The sequence below is a fragment of the Pseudomonas sp. P1_F1_2 genome (genome assembly GCF_056405815.1).
In genome coordinates, this window is sequence record NZ_JBFUBK010000016.1 from 1 (window position 1) to 16,448 (window position 16,448).

General features: G+C 54.8%; 13 protein-coding genes and 4 pseudogenes. 12 read left to right on the forward strand and 5 right to left on the reverse strand.

From position 1 onward, the window contains the following. Positions 1 to 102: 102 nt before the first annotated feature. Both AC1D2P_RS07030 and AC1D2P_RS07035 read right to left on the reverse strand, forming a co-directional pair. A complete protein-coding gene (locus AC1D2P_RS07030; protein WP_123408765.1) occupies positions 103 to 417 on the reverse strand; it encodes an NIPSNAP family protein in 315 nt (104 codons plus the stop codon). Between the two features lie 11 nt (positions 418 to 428). Then, positions 429 to 1,595: an iron-containing alcohol dehydrogenase gene (locus AC1D2P_RS07035; protein WP_477757343.1), complete on the reverse strand. Its 1,167-nt coding sequence runs from the start codon at positions 1,593 to 1,595 to the stop codon at positions 429 to 431. Between the two features lie 155 nt (positions 1,596 to 1,750). Here AC1D2P_RS07035 and AC1D2P_RS07040 point away from each other — a divergent pair. The 3 genes and pseudogenes from AC1D2P_RS07040 to AC1D2P_RS07050 all read left to right on the forward strand — a co-directional run. Beyond that, positions 1,751 to 2,532 (forward strand): annotated as a pseudogene (locus tag AC1D2P_RS07040) (SDR family oxidoreductase). A 185-nt stretch (positions 2,533 to 2,717) separates the two neighbouring features. Further along, entirely contained in the window at positions 2,718 to 4,022 is a 1,305-nt protein-coding gene (locus AC1D2P_RS07045; protein WP_477811360.1) for an MFS transporter, read from the forward strand. Between the two features lie 9 nt (positions 4,023 to 4,031). Further along, positions 4,032 to 4,305: pseudogene (locus tag AC1D2P_RS07050) on the forward strand (FAD-dependent oxidoreductase); the annotation flags it as partial. Here AC1D2P_RS07050 and AC1D2P_RS07055 read toward each other — a convergent pair. After that, positions 4,277 to 4,614: pseudogene (locus tag AC1D2P_RS07055) on the reverse strand (LysR family transcriptional regulator); the annotation flags it as partial. The pseudogenes AC1D2P_RS07050 and AC1D2P_RS07055 sit on opposite strands and share 29 nt — an antisense overlap. Positions 4,615 to 4,839: 225 nt before the next feature. Here AC1D2P_RS07055 and AC1D2P_RS07060 point away from each other — a divergent pair. Next, entirely contained in the window at positions 4,840 to 6,255 is a 1,416-nt protein-coding gene (locus tag AC1D2P_RS07060; protein ID WP_477757345.1) for a serine hydrolase domain-containing protein, read from the forward strand. Between the two features lie 146 nt (positions 6,256 to 6,401). Here the strand turns inward: AC1D2P_RS07060 and AC1D2P_RS07065 are convergent, their stop codons facing one another. Both AC1D2P_RS07065 and AC1D2P_RS07070 read right to left on the reverse strand, forming a co-directional pair. After that, positions 6,402 to 7,223: a methyl-accepting chemotaxis protein gene (locus AC1D2P_RS07065; protein WP_477757400.1), complete on the reverse strand. Its 822-nt coding sequence runs from the start codon at positions 7,221 to 7,223 to the stop codon at positions 6,402 to 6,404. Positions 7,224 to 7,259: 36 nt separating this feature from the next. Beyond that, positions 7,260 to 8,015: pseudogene (locus AC1D2P_RS07070) on the reverse strand (cache domain-containing protein); the annotation flags it as partial. Between the two features lie 546 nt (positions 8,016 to 8,561). On the opposite strand from AC1D2P_RS07070, the gene AC1D2P_RS07075 reads away from it, so the two are divergent. The 8 genes from AC1D2P_RS07075 (at position 8,562) to AC1D2P_RS07110 (ending at position 16,280) form a co-directional block, all read left to right on the forward strand. Further along, the gene (locus AC1D2P_RS07075) at positions 8,562 to 9,779 is read left to right on the forward strand and encodes an MFS transporter (RefSeq protein ID WP_477757346.1); all 1,218 of its coding nucleotides are present in this window, start codon (positions 8,562 to 8,564) and stop codon (positions 9,777 to 9,779) included. A gap of 28 nt (positions 9,780 to 9,807) precedes the next feature. Then, on the forward strand, positions 9,808 to 10,725 hold the full coding sequence (locus AC1D2P_RS07080) for a LysR family transcriptional regulator (protein WP_477757347.1): 918 nt from the start codon (positions 9,808 to 9,810) through the stop codon (positions 10,723 to 10,725). Positions 10,726 to 10,811: 86 nt separating this feature from the next. Beyond that, entirely contained in the window at positions 10,812 to 11,456 is a 645-nt protein-coding gene (locus AC1D2P_RS07085; RefSeq protein WP_477757348.1) for a DsbA family protein, read from the forward strand. A 67-nt stretch (positions 11,457 to 11,523) separates the two neighbouring features. Next, positions 11,524 to 12,243 carry a TetR/AcrR family transcriptional regulator gene (locus tag AC1D2P_RS07090; protein WP_477757349.1) on the forward strand — a complete coding sequence of 240 codons (720 nt, stop codon included), beginning with the start codon at positions 11,524 to 11,526 and terminating at the stop codon, positions 12,241 to 12,243. Between the two features lie 291 nt (positions 12,244 to 12,534). Beyond that, a complete protein-coding gene (locus tag AC1D2P_RS07095) occupies positions 12,535 to 13,017 on the forward strand; it encodes a VOC family protein (protein ID WP_477757350.1) in 483 nt (160 codons plus the stop codon). Continuing rightward, entirely contained in the window at positions 13,014 to 14,234 is a 1,221-nt protein-coding gene (locus tag AC1D2P_RS07100) for an FAD binding domain-containing protein (protein WP_477811361.1), read from the forward strand. The genes AC1D2P_RS07095 and AC1D2P_RS07100 overlap by 4 nt, the downstream gene beginning before the upstream one ends. A gap of 31 nt (positions 14,235 to 14,265) precedes the next feature. Next, complete coding sequence (locus AC1D2P_RS07105; protein WP_477757352.1) at positions 14,266 to 14,628, forward strand: DUF485 domain-containing protein; 363 nt, start codon at positions 14,266 to 14,268, stop codon at positions 14,626 to 14,628. After that, entirely contained in the window at positions 14,625 to 16,280 is a 1,656-nt protein-coding gene (locus AC1D2P_RS07110; protein WP_477757353.1) for a cation acetate symporter, read from the forward strand. The genes AC1D2P_RS07105 and AC1D2P_RS07110 overlap by 4 nt, the downstream gene beginning before the upstream one ends. Positions 16,281 to 16,448: the final 168 nt, after the last annotated feature.

Sequence of the window (16,448 nt, forward strand, 5' to 3'; positions counted from 1 at the left end):
TTGTTGCTGACACGCCGCCTTCGCGGGCAAGCCTCGCTTGTTGCTGACACGCCGCCTTCGCGGGCAAGCCTCGCTCCTGCAGGGGAACGGTGGCGTCTGGGGTTATTTGATCGGTGAGAAATCCGCGGCGATCAGCAGTTTCGATTCCATTTTTTCCAGCATCGGGAAGGCGATGGGCACAAAGCCTTCCAGCCAATCCGCATCCTGATACAGCGCCGCACGTTTCTTGATCCGCTCATCAAGGCTCGGGTAGGCCCAGATATGGATCACCTGGTTCAACTCGCCGATTTCCGTGTACCACCAGCCCACCAGCGTGGCGTAGCGGGAGATCACCGGCAGGCCGTTCTCTTCGAAGTGCTTGAGGTAGGTCTGCATTTTTCCGATCTGAATCGTGTAGGTGCGCATTTCGTAAAACATGGGTTTGTCTCTCAGCAATGAGTGCCGTGGAAGGCGTGGGTGATGATCCGTTCGATGTCGGCGGCGGTGGTCAGGCGTGGGTTGACCAGCACGTTGCCGCTGCGCATCGAGTCGCTGACCATTTGCGGCATGTAGTCCAGGTCCACGCCCAGGTCCTTGATGTTGGCCGGAATGCCGATGGCTTTGTTCAGCGCCATCACGTGCTCCACCACTTTGCGCCCGGCATTGGCGGGGCTCAGGCCATCGACGTCTTGGCCCATGGCGATGGCGATCTCGCGAAACAGCTCCGGGCAGGCCGCCAGGTTGTATTCGATGACGTAGGGCAGCAGCGTCGCGTTGGCGATGCCGTGGGGGATGTTGAACACGCCGCCGAAGGTGTGGGAGATCGCATGCACGTTGCCGAGTTTCGACTGGGCGAACGCCACGCCGGCCAGGAACGAGGCGAGCAGCATCTGTTCCCGCGCATGCAAATCCGAACCGGTGAAAAACGCCTTGGGCAGGTGCGTGCAAATCATCTTGATCGCTTGCAGAGCCAGGGCCTGGCTCACCGGGTTGGCCTGTTTCGACACGTAGGATTCGATGGCGTGGGTCAAGGCGTCCATGCCCGTGGCGGCGGTGATGGACGGCGGCAACTTGAGGGTCAGTTCGGCATCGAGAATCGCCAGTTTCGGAAACAGCGCCGGGCTGATGATCACCGTTTTGAACAGTGTCTTGGTGTTGGTGAACACCGTGGACGCCGTGCATTCGCTGCCAGTGCCGGAGGTAGTGGGGATGGCGAAAATCGGCAGCGGTGGGTGCAGCAGTTTGTCGTAGCCTTCGTAGTCGAGGATGTTGCCGGGGTTGGTGGCCATGGCCGCCACGCCTTTGGCGGTGTCGATGCTGCTGCCACCACCGACGCCGATCACCGAATCGCAGTCGTGGCTTTTCAGGAAGGTGACGGCGCGCTGCAGCACGTCGGTGGTGGGGTTGGGTTCGACGCCCGTGAACACTTCGTAGCTGATCTCACTCGCGGCCAGCGAGGCGAAGAAGCCTTCCATCACGCCCGACGCCATCAACCCTTCATCGGTGACCACCAGCAGTTTTTTTCGAACGTGCGGCTTGAGCAATGCACCGGCCTGACGCACCAGGCCGTTGCCGCTCTTCAAGGTCGTGGGGAAATAAAACTGGAACGGGTTCATGGGTGTCTCCGGTTTCTTATTGGTCGGGAGACAGTAATTAGCGAGGCGGGCGGCTGATAATGAAAAGGTCTGATCCGGGGATCACTCTTTGTCATCCCCTGACACTTCGGGTGGCAGTGGTAACGTAGGATTTTTCAACGGTCAGGAGCATCGTCATGGATTTAGGAATATCAGGCCGCTGGGCCATCGTCTGCGCCGCCAGCAAAGGCTTGGGTTTGGCCTGTGCGCGAGCCTTGGCGAAGGAGGGCGTGAACCTGGTGATCAACGCTCGCGGCGAAGAGGCCTTGGCGGTCGCCGCCACGGAACTGCGCACCTTGGGTGTCGAAGTGCGCACGGTGATTGGCGACATCAGTGAAGCGAGCCGCGTGAACTGGTGCTGGCGGCGTGTCCGCAGGTCGACATTCTGGTCAACAATGCCGGCGGCCCGCCACCGGGTGATTTCCGCGACTGGCAGCGCGAAGACTGGCTGAAAGCGCTGGACGCCAACATGCTCACGCCCATCGAGCTGATCAAGGCCTGTGTCGATGGCATGGCCGAGCGCGGCTTCGGGCGTGTCGTCAACATTACGTCCGGTGCGGTGAAGGCACCCATCGACGTGCTGGGCCTGTCCAACGGCGCGCGCAGTGGCCTCACCGGTTTTATCGCCGGGCTCGCGCGCCAGTCGCGGCTGGCGGGCAACAACGTGACGATCAACAACTTGCTGCCGGGGCCATTCGAAACCGAGCGCTTGAAGAAAACCCTGAGCGCTGCCGCCGACGCCAACGGCACCAGCGTTGAAGCCGTCAGCGAACAACGGCGCAAACACGTGCCGGCCCAGCGCTTCGGCCAGCCCGATGAATTCGGCGCCTATTGCGCCTTCATTTGCAGCGCCCAGGCCGGGTTCCTCACCGGGCAAAACCTGCTGCTGGACGGCGGCAGCTACCCCGGAACGTTCTGATCTGCCGGGGGATGACGTTCAGTGATCCCCCAATCAGATCCCCTCATTATTCAGCCGTCGGGTGCGTGATTAGAGTGGGACGGCTTGCCCAATGCCACACGTCGCTTCCGTAGGGAACTGCAGGATTCAGACCATGGCTACTGGCATTGGGCCGCGTGCATCCACAACAAGAAAGAGCGCCCCTCATGAATAATCCGAGTGCCGAAACACTTCCCCTGGCCGCCATCGAGCGTCCCACCAGCGTGCGCTGGCGAATCTTCCTGATCATGTTGCTGCTGACCGCGATCAACTACATCGACCGCGCTTCGCTGTCCGTGGCGTTGCCGCTGATTTCCAGCGAATTCCAGATCCCGCCGGCGCTGGAAGGCTTGATGCTCAGCGCGTTTTTCTGGTCCTACGCCTTGATGCAGATTCCCGGTGGCATGCTGCTGGATCGCTTCCAGACCCGCCGCGTGATCGTGATCGCCACCGTCGCCTGGGGCGCGTTCCAGGCCCTGGCCGCCGGCGCGCACAACTGGATTGTGCTGCTGATCACGCGCATGGGCCTGGGCATCGCCGAATCGCCGATCATGCCCGCCGGGGCCAAACTCAACGGCGCCTGGTTGACCCCCAACGAACGGGGACGCGGCGCGGTGCTGGTGGACGGCGGCGCGCCGCTGGGCAGTGCGTTTGGCGCAATCATCATTGCCGGCCTGATCGGCTGGTTCGACTCCTGGCGCATCGCCTTCGTTATCGCCGGCATCGGCACCATGCTCGCCGGCGTGCTGGCCTGGAAGTACATCCGCAACCACCCCAGCGAACACCCCGGCGTCAACGCGGCCGAACTGGCGCACATCACCGAGGGCAATCGCCCGACCAGCCAACCCGGCGCGGTGACCAGCATTGCCCTGAAAGAACTGCTCAAGGACCGCTCGGTGCTGGCGATGTTCGCCGGTTACTGTTGCATCCTCAGCGTGTTCTACGGCTTGCTGACCTGGATGCCGAGCTACCTGCACCAGACCCACGGTTTGAACATTTCGAGCATGGGCGGCGCGACGTTTCTGATCTTCATGTGCGGTTTCGTCGGCGAACTGGTGGGCGGTTATCTGGGCGATAAATGGAAATCCAGCGGCGCCTCGCCCAACCTGGTGATGCGCAGCATGTTCAGCGGCTCGGCGCTGGTCGCGGCCCTGTGCATGTTGGCGGTGGCCTACACGACCGAGGCGAGCCGAGCGATTGGCTTGCTCTGCGTGGCGATGTTTTTCATTCGCTGGTGCGGCATGTACTGGTGCATCCCGTCGATCCTCGGCGGCACGTCAAAAACCGGCATTCTGGCCGGCACCATGAATTTCTGCGGCAACATGGCCGGGGTGATCGTGCCGATCCTGATCGGCCTGATCGTGCAGTTCACCGRTTCGTACTTCCTGGTGCTGATCTTCTTCGTGGTCATGGCCGCGTTGCTGGCGATTTTTTCCAGCCTGATCGATTATCGGGRACGGGGTCTGGCGTGAATGAGCGGAGGGCAGGTGAGTGTCGTCACCGATGACACTCTGTGCGTGGCCTTGCGGGCATTGCTGGAACAGAATCGGCGCAATGGCGTCGATGACTTGCAATGGCTGGACGCCGGACAGGTGCGGCAACTTGAACCGGCAGTGTCCTGTGTCGCTGCGCTCTGGTCGCCGTCCACCGGAATTTTCGATGCCCATGCCCTGATGATGGCGCTTCAGCCGGATGCCGAGGCCAGCGGCACATCGCCGATTTTTCATACGCCGCTGGCGTCGGCCCGTTGCGCCCGCAGGGCATTAGACAGAACGCCTGCGTGCATGGCTTTTTGGATGTGCCTGATGCACAAGCCGACTTCTTCACCACGACCCAGGCGTTTGCCCAGGGATTCCAGGCGATTGGCGTGGGTCAGCAGGGCGCGGGTTTCGGCGAGGAAGGTCTGGCCGTCGCGGGTCAGGCAGATGCGTTGCTGGCTGCGTTCGAACAGGGTCAGGCCCAGGCGTTCTTCGAGCTGGGCGATCTGCCGGCTCAGGGCGACGGAGAAATGTGCACGCTTTCGGCGACGGCCACGAAGGAGCGCAATCGTCGGAGGTCGAGCATGTCAGACCCATTGGGACTCAAATACTGCCTCGGAAAATACGCCTCGAAGGCTTGATGGGTTGGACATTTTTGTCCATAATAGACTTATTGGTGCGTTTTGTGAAAAGTCATCCAGGACCCACGTAGTTTTCTTGCTTAAAGGAGAATCTCAAAACTCATACCGAACAATTAGCATCGACCGACCACAGAAATGATTAGCCGTTAGAAATTTTCTGGAGATTTACAATGGATAAGAATTCTAAAAATCGTACATCTGTACTCTCAAAAGGTTTGTTACTTACAAGTTTAGTATGGGTAACTGTATGCAATGCCGCGCCGTTCTCGAACGCCCATGATGTGGATGCAGTTATGAGCGCGCTTATGAAGGAGCAGGGCATTCCGGGGGCAGCCATAACAATTCTTAAAGACGGGAAACCGCTTTATACCTCTGCTTACGGGTTCAGTAATCTGGAGACCAAAACGCCTGCAACGACGGCGACTGTCTTCCAGTCCGGCTCAGTCGGGAAAATGTTTACCTCTTCCGTCATTATGCTCTTGGTACAAGACGGCAAGCTTCAGCTTGATGACCCTATTGCTCCCTATTTTCCTGAAGCCAAAGGCATATGGGATGGTATTACCATTCGCCAGGTTATGCAGCAACGTTCTGGCATACCCGACTATGAACAGTTCAACAGTATTGATATAAAGCAAGACTACACCGACGAACAACTTATCGGTCTTCTTGCGTCCAAGAAATTGGATTTCACACCGGGAACTCAGTACCGCTACAGCAACTCAGGCTATGTCGCGCTGGGAATGCTGATCAAGCGTGCGAGCGGAAGATTCTACGGAGATTTGCTTCGGGAAAGGCTGTTCAGCCAGTGCGATATGCAAACGGCGCAAGTCAATATGCTGAAAACTATCATCCCCAACCGGGCGTCAGGCTACGTTTCCAGTGATGGACAGCTGGAAAACCCGGGGCCGGTCTCGCAGAGCCTGGCTCAGACCGCCGACGGGAGCCTGTTGCTGACGATCAATGACTTGGCTGCGTGGGACGCTTGTCTTTCAAAAGGCAAACCATTGTCCAAAGAATCGATTGATACCGAGTGGGAAGTGCCGTTGATGGCCGACGGCAGTCAACCCATCACTGGTTATGGATTTGGATGGCGCAACAATATCGTGAATGGACGTCGGCTGATTGATCATGGGGGATCGTTCCAAGGGTTTCATGCGCACTATGCAAGGTTCGACAATGGTCTTTCCATAGGTTTTCTGGCGAATCTAGAGTCAGCTCGTAGCAATTACATAGTTAAACGCATTGCCGGGATTATTGATCCAAGTCTGTTGCCGCCTGAAAAAGAAATCGAAGGGTCTGTGGCTGCGACTCTAAAGACAAAAACGGCAATTATTGCCTTGATGAATGGTAAAGGCGATCCATTGTTAAGCCCGGAAATACGCAAGGCTTTTAACGATAAACACGTATCAGAGATAGAAGCGTCTTTCAACAAAGTTACCAATGATACTCAGCTGGTACAAGTTAGTGAGTCAAAGGAAAACGCTGTTATTCATCGGACCTATAAAGCCTCTGCCGGGAAGGTAAATTATCTGGACGTTACGTTCCTGGATAAAAGAATTGTGGACGTAAAGTTTTTGTCTGAATAATTGTTGTACCTGTCTTGGTCGTCTTCCATTGACAGTATTTAGCAAAATAAAAGACTCCGTAGCGAAACGTTACGGAGTCTTTTTTTGCCTGTTAGGCCTGCTTAGAGAGTCGCCTCCGATCCGCAGATATCTACAAAGGCTCACACCTAAATCCGAAACTGCCCAACCAAAAGGCCCAGTCGATTGCCCAGATCAGTAAGACTTCTAGAGGTTTGCGCGCCATTTTTTGCATCCCCGGCGACCACGTCGGCGGCCTGGGAGATGTGAGTCATGCTACGGTTTACTTCCTCGGCGACGGCAGTCTGTTCTTCGGAGGCGCTGGCGATCTGCGCGTTCATTTCGTTAATTGTATAAATGAGTTGGCTGATGGCATCCAGCGACAACCCTGCCTGGTTTGCCAGTTGCCCCGTTGTTTTTCCTGAATCGCTCGATCGGGCCATCGTGATCATGGCGTCTTGAGTGCCTTTTTGAAGCAGGCTGATCATCCCATGGATTTCCTGCGTGCTCTTTTGCGTTCGGCTGGCCAGGGCTCGAACTTCGTCAGCAACCACTGCAAATCCACGTCCTGCCTCTCCAGCACGCGCTGCTTCTATTGCAGCGTTCAAAGCCAATAGATTGGTTTGTTCTGCGATAGAACGAATGACGTCAACTACACCGGCAATCAACTGCACATCGTTGTTCAGATTGTCCAAAGACGAGCTACTTTTGCCGATTTCTTCAATCAACGAATGAATGCTTTCGATGCTCTTGTTGACGACATCTCTTGCCTGGCCACCTACATCGCTGGTTTCTCGCGCTGCGTGTGAAGCACATTGGGCACTGAGAGAAACCTGGTGCGCAGCCGTGGACATTTCATGAATGGCTGTCGCTACCTGATCTGTCTCCTGGCGTTGACGATCCATGGCCTGTTCTGACCTTTGTGCCTGGGCCGACATATCTTCGACCATTTCGGTCAATTGTTCGGTCATCTCAGCAATCTGTCGCACGAGGCTATGAATTTTTTCCACAAATACGTTGAAGGAGTGAGCCAAATCGCCCAGCTCATCATGGCTCGAAACGGGCAAACGGTGTGTGAGGTCGCCCTCTCCAGCGGCAATGTCGTCCAGGTTCTTTTTGATGGCGAGTACAGGTTTCACTAGGCTGTTGCCAAGCCAGACTCCTACTAAGGCGACCAGTACCAGCAAGAAACCGGCAAGGGCAAGTACGTACGCTGTGTACTGGCCGATTCGCTCGTAACGCTCACTGGCAATGGCCTGCACCTGAACTTCCAGATCGTCCAGGTTCACTTGGGTACCCACGGTCAGGTCCCACTTGTCCAGGTACACGGTGTAACCAAGTTTGGGCGTAGGTTTAGGGCTGGTGGGCGTCTGCCAGTCGTAGCGAAAAAAATGAGTGCCGGTCTTGGCTGCTTCAACCAGCCCGCGAATGACATACACGCCGTTGGCATCTTTGCTATCGACAAAACTCTTGCCGATATCGGTGTTCAAGTTTGCGGAGAACACTCGCACAAACGAGGAGTCATAGCCGTAAAAGTAGTTTTGTTTATCGAAAGTCAGCGTTCGCAGGATGGTGACGGCCTGATCGCGAGCCTCCAGATCTCCATGGTGGGAAGCCTCATATATCGACTGAATCGACGCTTGGGCAATTTCCATATAGTGCTTTAGTGAAGTTTTTCGCTCCTTGATCAGGAGCTCACGCGTCTGTGCGACTTCCTCGGATGCCAGTTTTTGCAAAACCCAAAAGGTCGTGCCGCTGATCATTGCCGCCAGTAAAAGGCTGGGGATGATCGCCAGGAGGATGACTTTGCTACGAAGATTTAGCGTCACGATGAGTTTCGCCTCACTCAAGAGATTTTATTGTGACCCACCCATTTTTACCTCGGGCTAATTGGCTCAGCGCCGCATAGAAGTAGGGGGTGTTTTTGGTTGAAACGGCTGAATTTGGAGAGGTTACGGTCTCCGTTTTATCAAAAAAGTCTTTAATGATCGTCTGATCAATAGTAGTCTACGCCCAGCGGAAACCGCTTGTCGATGCCCGGCCATAGATGGAGGTTTCACCCCACGCGGGCAGGTATCGATTTCAAAAGTAGGAGGGGCCAACAATGAGTGACTCGATCAACTCCTCTTCATTGAATCAAGTGGGGTCGTTCACTGAGCGCGGGTATCTTGCGCACGACGCAACGCGACGTTGCGTCCTGTCCATATTCTCTCGAGGTGCAGTGCCGCCTATGTTGTTGGCCTGGCAAACATGAATGCGAGTGATCTTCAACGGAGAGTCACCGCTGTCGAACCTCAGGAGTCTATGGCATGGGCGTTTCTACAAGTGATACAGCAGCGACGCTACAAAAAGCATCGATGACAAAGGGGCTGGTGCTTCTGTTTGCTTTTTGTTGTGGTGCCATCGTGGCCAACATCTATTACGCACAGCCGATTATTAGCTTGATCGCCCCGGATATTGGCATGTCGAATGGGAGCGCGAGCTTCATTGTTTCGCTGACCCAGATTGGTTATGCGCTCGGATTGTTTTTCCTGGTGCCCTTGGCGGACTTGGTAGAAAACCGCCGGCTGATGATCACGACGATCGTGATTACGATCTTCAGCCTGATCGCCGCCGGTTTATCCAAGCAGCCGAGTGTATTTCTAGTGCTATCGGCGCTCATCGGTTTCAGCTCAGTCTCCGTGCAAATGCTTATCCCATTGGCTGCACATCTGGCACCAGAGGAGTCTCGCGGCCGGGTGGTTGGCGGGATTATGGGGGGCTTGCTGCTGGGGATTCTGCTTGCGCGTCCGCTGTCGAGTCTGGTTGCCGATCATTTGGGCTGGCGGGCCGTATTTATTGGGGCCGCTGCCTTGATGCTCGTTATCTCCATCGTGATTGGCATGATCATGCCCAAATGGCAGCCGACCCATCGCGCGTCTTACGGTCAATTGCTGAAGTCCCTCGGCGAACTGTTTTGCCGCGAGCCCGTACTGCGTCAGCGCGCACTTTATCAAGGGCTGATGTTTGCGGCGTTCAGTTTGTTCTGGACCGCCGTGCCGCTGATATTGAGTCGTGAGTTCGGCCTCACGCAAAGTCAGATTGCGATTTTCTCTCTGGTTGGCGCCATCGGTGCCATTGCCGCGCCTATCAGTGGCCGACTTGCTGATGCAGGGCATACCCGACGAGCGTCCCAGCTGGCCATGGTGCTGGGAGTATTGAGTTTCCTTCCGGCCTTCATCAATCCCTTTTACGGTGTGATTGGGTTAGCGGTCACCGGTGTAGCGCTGGATTTTGCTGTGCAAATGAACATGGTGCTGGGCCAGCGAGCCGTCTGTGCCCTGGGCACTGCCAACAGAGGTCGCCTGAATGCGTTGTACATGATCAGTATCTTTATTGGCGGCGCAATGGGTTCTTCGGTGGCCAGTTCGTTATATGAACACGCCGGGTGGCTGGCGATTGCTGCGGCGGGAAGCGCATTGTCATTGATCGCTCTAGTCGTCTTCTCGGTGGTTTCTCGTCGGACCCGAATTGGCGCAATGCGCTAAATGAACAACGGCTGAGGCAAGGAGTGTCATGGACAAGCTGCTCGCATTGAAGATGTTCGTCCAGGCTGTGGATTCGAAGGGCTTTTCTGCTGCCGCTCGACAATTAGGCCTGGCGACGTCTTCTGTGACTCGGATGATCGATGGGCTTGAGGCGGAACTGGGCGCTGTCCTGCTTAATCGATCCACGCGTCAAATCTCATTATCAGATGCCGGGGCCGCCTACTACCTCAAAACGCAGGAGGTGCTGAATGCTGTCGCCGAAGCGGATGCCTCGGTCACTGACCGCGGGGAGCTCCCTGCGGGGCATCTTCGTATTTCCGTGCCCGTAGCGTTTGGGCGTCGTCTGATTGCGCCTCATATTGCCTCGCTGTTGAAGCGTTACCCTCAACTTGTGTTGGACATGACGCTCTCCGACGACATCGTTGAATTACTGGGGGAACGCGTCGATCTGGCGATCCGATTGGGATCGGCAGCCGCCATGGATGGTGTCGTCAGTCGTCCCGTCGGTCATTTCAAACGCCGGGTGGTGGCGAGCGCCGAGTACCTGAATGCACATGGTTTTCCTGAGCATCCCATGGACCTCATGCGGCACGAGTGCCTGCGTTTCAGTTATGGCCCAAAACAACAGGTGTGGACTTTCTTAAAGGAAGGTGAGGAGACTCGAGTTCCGATTGAGGGCCGCTTCAAAAGTAACAATGCGGAAGTTTTGCGTGAAGTTGCGCTGGCGGGCGGCGGGATGGCTCTGTTACCTGATTGGCTCGTCAACGACGATGTTGATTGCGGTGATTTGACTTCATTGTTTGAGCCCTTTGTTATCAATCCGAACGATGCCAGCTCGGCGATTTCTGCGCTGTATCTTCCCAATCATCGTGGCTCCAAGCGCGTCAATGCGTTTATCGATTTCATCAGCGAATTGCTTGGGCCTGAAGGCTTAGCCGAGAGCTGATCTCCTCATTGCTGTTTTCGAACGTTTGATCCACTACGTAACGAACACCTTTCGCCGTGTGAGCACGGCAGACCCTGGAGAACTGAATGAGCACTGCGACATTGCACTACGTCTACGATCCGTTCTGTGGCTGGTGCTATGGCGCGGCGCCGATGATCATGGCAGCCACCGCTATTCCAGGCCTGGAAATTCAGGCCCATGGGGTGGGCATGCTCTCGGGTGACAAAAGCAAGTTGATGTCGGGCGAGTGGCGCGATTTTGTTCGTCCTCACGAAGCTCGGATTAGCGCATTCAGCAACCAAATTTTCGCAGACGCCTATGTTCAAGGCGTGCTGGAACATGAAAACGTCCAGCTGGACTCTTCACCACCGATTGCAGCGATGTTGACTGCTCAACAGCTGTCAGGACGCGGCATCGAAATGCTCAAACGCCTGCAAATTGCTTACTACCAAGAAGGACAAGCTATAGCTGATCGAGGGGTAATCGCAAGCATTGCCGCTGAGCTTGGGTTTGAGTCCGATGCGTTTATGGCAACTTTTGAGGCGATCACTGCAGACTCATTGCGGGACCACATCGACCGCAGCAACGGGATGCTTGAAGCTCTGAATGCGCGCGGCTTTCCTGCATTTGCGCTGGAGATCGATGGCCAAATGGAAGTGTTGGCCATGGGGCATTATTTAAGCCGACCTGCGTTGTTCAAGAAGGATATTGAAAGCCGTCTGGCCAAATAGGTGTGGTTCATAGCCAGTGCATTCTTTTGTTTTGTATGATGCCTTAATGAAGCTCCAGCGAGGCGTTATGCAAGACTCAAAAGATAGAGACGAGAACGAGACGGGGAAATCAGCGAAATCAGCAGACCTCGTCAAAGCGACGACTCGACGCCTTTCGCCTGAGGTCAGGGAAAAGCTAATCGTGCAGAAAGCTATTGAGCATTTTGCGACGTGCGGGTTCTCGGGCAGTACCCGTGAACTGGCGCGACAACTGGACATTACCCAACCTTTACTCTATCGATATTTCCCTAGCAAAGAGGCACTGATAGACCGCGTGTACGACGAGGTGTATCAGTGGGATTCCTCGTGGGAGGCGATGATCAAGGATCGCTCCGAGCCCCTTCAGTCGCGCCTGGTGCATTTCTACACCTCATACGCTCGTGTGATTTTGCGCCGAGAGTGGATTCGTATCTTCGTATTCGCCGGGCTAACACGTGAAGGTATCAATGATCGGTATCTGGCTAAGTTGCGTGAACGGGTCTTCATTCCTGTTATTGCAGAAATTCGTCACACTCACGGATTGGCAGTGTCTTCAGGTGAAACGATCAATGAAAAAGAGCTCGAATTAATCTGGAGTCTGCACGCCAGCATTTTCTATATTGGCGTTCGTAAATGGATTTACGATCTTCCCGTGACTGAGGACATTGATGCGCTGATCGAGCAAATGGTCGATGCGTTCCTTAACGGCAGTCCCCACGTGCTTCAGCAAGTCGATAACGACCTCGGTGCAAAGCCTCGCTTGAGTTGATCGGTTTCGATTCCCTGTTTCTCGCCTCTTGATCTCCTGTTTGCCCTTCTTTTTTGTCGACCACTCATCACCTGTTTCAGCCTTCAACTGAGCAGGTAATGAGAGGGGACACGTACCATCCTGCTCTGAAAAGCCCTTTCCCAACGCCTGAAACCTCTTGTCTGTTGGCGGCGCCACGACGTGGCTCAAGCCTGTCCTCAAAAATTTGATCCGCCACCTATTTACTTCAATTTCGTGAGGTCGTATTGTTTATCAACTGATAAATAAATACAAAAAACTGTTGGAGGCACCATGCAAGTCGTGAAGCTCGCTCATTACTCGATCCGGTCGTTCGACCTGGAAAAGTCCAGTCGATTTTATGAAAGGGTGCTCGGTCTTACTCCTGGCTACCGGCCGCCATTCGATTTTCCTGGCGTTTGGTTGTACATGGGAGGGGATGAGAAGGACTTCGGTACGGTTCACATTATCGGGATTGATCCTTCCAACCCTGAAGGCTTGAAAAAATACCTGGGCGATAAGGAAATTCCGCTGACAGGCACTGGGACCGTCGATCACATTGCTTTTTTGGTCACCGGCCTGGTGGAGTTCTGGAACGTCTTCAAGGCCGAAGGCATTGTGTGGCGCGACCGCACCGTGCCGAGTCTGGGCCTGCATCAGGTCTTCATCGAAGATCCGTCAGGAGTCACCATCGAGCTCAATTTCCCGGCCTCCGAGATTCAAGCGGTGGTTTCTTACGCCTCCCATGTCGCTGCAACGGCGGGAGAGCAGCCATGATCAATACCTTGAACAAGCCCCGCGCCATTGTCGTGGGTGGCTCGCTGGGCGGCCTGTTTGCAGCAAATATGCTGTTGCGCAAAGGTTGGGACGTTGAGGTCTTCGAACGTGTTCCGGATGAACTCGCTGGACGAGGTGCTGGGATCGTTACTCACCCTGAATTGTTCGAAGCGATGGCGGCAGCTGGAATCCCTCTCGACGCCTCTGTAGGTATCGATGTGCTGTCGCGCGTCACTTTGGCTCAGGACGGCGATGTCGTGCTTGAGAACGCACTCCCACAAACGTTGACCGCGTGGGGGAAGATGTACCCAGTGCTTCGCTCTGCATTCCCGGATTCACTGTATCGCTGCGGTGGCAGTGTGGTGTCGGTCGAAAGTACCGAAACCCATGCAAGCGTCACATTGGCCGATGGTACGACTCATCAAGCAGACGTCATTATTGCAGCTGATGGATTTCGGTCGACGATTCGTCAGCATTTCTTGCCTGACGTGCACCTGCAATATGCCGGTTATATCGCCTGGCGCGGGTTAGTCGATGAAAGTGCTCTGTCTGACGTTGCCCACACCGCACTCTTCGATAAATTTGCGTTTTGTTTGCCCCCGCATGAACAGATCTTGGGGTATCCCGTTGCCGGGCATTCCAACAGTACCCTTGTCGGCGAGCGCCGTTACAACTTTGTGTGGTACCGCACCAGCGGTGACGAAGACTTGAAGGATTTGCTGAGGGATGAAAGCGGTAAACAATTTGAAGGCGGAATTCCTCCGGCGCTGATACGCCGTGATGTGCTCGACAATATGTACAAGTCCGCAGAGACATTACTGGCCCCGCAGTTTGCTGAAGTGGTCAAGAAAGCGACTCAGCCGTTATTCCAGCCGATTTACGATCTGGAAGTACCGAAGATGAATTTCGGGCGTGTTGCATTGCTCGGCGATGCGGCATTTGTGGCGCGTCCTCATTGCGGGATGGGCGTTACCAAGGCCGCCGGTGACGCTTTGGCAATCGTGGAGGCACTAGAGCGACATGCATCCGTTGAAGAGGCATTAGCGGACTATAGCGAGCAACGCTGTCGTTTCGGGGCATCGATTGTTCAGCATGCCAGGCATCTTGGCGCGTATATGCAGGCGCAACTGAAAAGCGAGGAAGAGCGCGAAATGGCGGAGTTTTACCGGACTCCGGAAGCAGTAATGCGAGAGACCGCCGTGCCCGTGAAGTTTTAATTCAGCCACAAGCCATTTGCAGGAGATCACCATGGAACATGCATATCCGCAGGACGGTGGCCCGACCATGCCCGCTGAGCAGGTTGATGTCGCTATTCAAAACCCGATTCTCGAAAATCCGGAGTTTCGTGCTTTGGTAAAACAACGACGGATATTTTCGTGGAGCATGACGGCGCTAATGCTCGTCGTCTATTTTGGTTTTATTCTTTCTCTGGCCTTTATACCTGCCCGTTTGGGTACGCCTATTACAGAAGGGCAGCCGATGACGTGGGGCGTGCCAATCGGTTTTGGAATGCTCGCCTTCACGATTCTCCTCGTCGCAGTCTATGTCTGGCGCACTAATACCTGCTACGACCCTAAAATAAAAACAATTATCAGGAGCTTCAACAAATGAAGCGTCTACTCATTGCAATTTCCGCCATGCTTGCTTCGGTAATGGTATACGCGGCCGACGTCCCTGGCGCCGTACAAAAATATAATCCCATTGCCATCGGTATGTTTCTGGCGTTCGTTATTTTTACTCTGTTTGTCACACGGTGGGCGGCACGCAAAAACAATAGTGTCGCGGATCACTATGCCGCAGGGGGAAAAATTACCGGCTTTCAGAATGGGTGGGCCATCGCGGGCGACTATATGTCCGCAGCGTCTTTGCTAGGTATCTCCGCGTTGGTTTTTACCAGTGGTTTTGATGGGCTGATTTACTCGATCGGCTTCCTTGCCAGTTGGCCGATCATTCTGTTTCTGATTGCGGAGCCCTTGCGAAATCTGGGGCGCTACACCCTGGCAGACGTACTGTCCTATCGACTGAAACAACGTCCCATACGAGCATTTTCGGCCTCCAGTTCCATTGTGATCGTGTTGCTTTACCTGGTTTCTCAACTGGTAGGTGCCGGAAAACTGGTGGAGTTGCTGTTTGGTTTCGATTACACCGCGGCGGTGCTTCTAGTGGGCACACTCATGGTGATTTATGTGTTCTTTGGTGGGATGTTAGCCACCACCTGGATTCAGATCATCAAGGCCGTATTACTGCTGACTGGCTGTGTGTTCATGGCTTTCATGGTGCTGTCCCAATTCGGATTCAGCCTGAACCAGCTGTTTACTCAAGCGACCCAGGTGCATCCTTCCCATGTCGCAATCATGAGCCCAGGTGGTTTGATCACCGACCCGGTGTCTGCGATTTCACTAGGCTTGGCATTAGTCTTCGGCACGGCAGGCCTTCCACATATTCTCATGCGGTTTTTCACTGTCGGAAACGTCAAGGCCGCGCGTCAAAGTATTCTTTATGCTACAGGCCTGGTTGGCATCGGGTATGCCCTGATCGTTATTATCGGCTTCGGCACCATCGCCCTGGTTGCCAGCAATCCCGATTATCACGATGCATCAGGTGGCATATTAGGCGGCGTTAATATGGTTGCGATTCACCTCGCACACAACGTTGGCGGTAACGTTTTCCTGGGGTTCATGTGTGCGGTGTCGTTCTCGACGATATTGGCGGTAGTGGCGGGCCTCACCCTTGCAGGCTCGTCTGCTGTTTCACATGACCTCTATGCACATGCGTTGCGCCGGGGCACCGCCAGCGACAGTGACGAGATGCGCGTCTCTCGCGTGACAACCATCGTGTTGGGTGTGTTGTCGATTCTATTGGCCATTGCTTTTGAAAAACAGAACATTGCCTTCATTGTGAGCTTAACGTTCTCCATCGCCGCGAGTTCCAATTTCCCTGTGCTGTTATTGTCGATTTACTGGAAGGGCCTGACGACACGCGGCGCGGTAATTGGTGGTTCGCTGGGGCTGGTATCAGCCATTACGCTTTGCATTCTCAGCCCGACCGTTTGGGTCAAAATTCTCCATAATCCGCAAGCCTGGTTCCCATATGAATATCCGGCCTTGTTTTCCATGGCCGTAGCATTTGTCGGTATCTTTTGGTTCTCGATTACCGATCGCTCGGTCAGCGCCATAAATGAGCGCAATCGATTCGAAAATCAGTTGGTCGATTCTGAACTGGGTACGCCGGCCACATGGAAAGCGCAGTTAAAGGCTGATTGATTCAGGTGGCTGGGCCTTGCGTTAGAGCGTAGTCGGTCTGCTGCATGAAAGTGCAGCGCTATTAGTTAATTTTAAGTTTGTGAATATCGCTCAATTGTGCTCTCGCGCGTTGGTGTGCCTGCGCCTGGAAAGTCGCTGAAAAGTGTAGACAAAAATAATAATTTCTAC

Excerpts from the sequence above, each read along its gene's own strand:
- AC1D2P_RS07085 (WP_477757348.1), top strand. The coding sequence starts at position 10,812 with ATGAGCACTGCGACATTGCACTACGTCTACGATCCGTTCTGTGGCTGG.
- AC1D2P_RS07030 (WP_123408765.1), bottom strand. The coding sequence starts at position 417 with ATGTTTTACGAAATGCGCACCTACACGATTCAGATCGGAAAAATGCAG.
- AC1D2P_RS07100 (WP_477811361.1), top strand. The coding sequence starts at position 13,014 with ATGATCAATACCTTGAACAAGCCCCGCGCCATTGTCGTGGGTGGCTCG.
- AC1D2P_RS07065 (WP_477757400.1), bottom strand. The coding sequence starts at position 7,223 with ATGACCGAACAATTGACCGAAATGGTCGAAGATATGTCGGCCCAGGCA.
- AC1D2P_RS07095 (WP_477757350.1), top strand. The coding sequence starts at position 12,535 with ATGCAAGTCGTGAAGCTCGCTCATTACTCGATCCGGTCGTTCGACCTG.
- AC1D2P_RS07060 (WP_477757345.1), top strand. The coding sequence starts at position 4,840 with ATGGATAAGAATTCTAAAAATCGTACATCTGTACTCTCAAAAGGTTTG.
- AC1D2P_RS07105 (WP_477757352.1), top strand. The coding sequence starts at position 14,266 with ATGGAACATGCATATCCGCAGGACGGTGGCCCGACCATGCCCGCTGAG.
- AC1D2P_RS07035 (WP_477757343.1), bottom strand. The coding sequence starts at position 1,595 with ATGAACCCGTTCCAGTTTTATTTCCCCACGACCTTGAAGAGCGGCAAC.
- AC1D2P_RS07080 (WP_477757347.1), top strand. The coding sequence starts at position 9,808 with ATGGACAAGCTGCTCGCATTGAAGATGTTCGTCCAGGCTGTGGATTCG.
- AC1D2P_RS07110 (WP_477757353.1), top strand. The coding sequence starts at position 14,625 with ATGAAGCGTCTACTCATTGCAATTTCCGCCATGCTTGCTTCGGTAATG.
- AC1D2P_RS07090 (WP_477757349.1), top strand. The coding sequence starts at position 11,524 with ATGCAAGACTCAAAAGATAGAGACGAGAACGAGACGGGGAAATCAGCG.
- AC1D2P_RS07075 (WP_477757346.1), top strand. The coding sequence starts at position 8,562 with ATGGGCGTTTCTACAAGTGATACAGCAGCGACGCTACAAAAAGCATCG.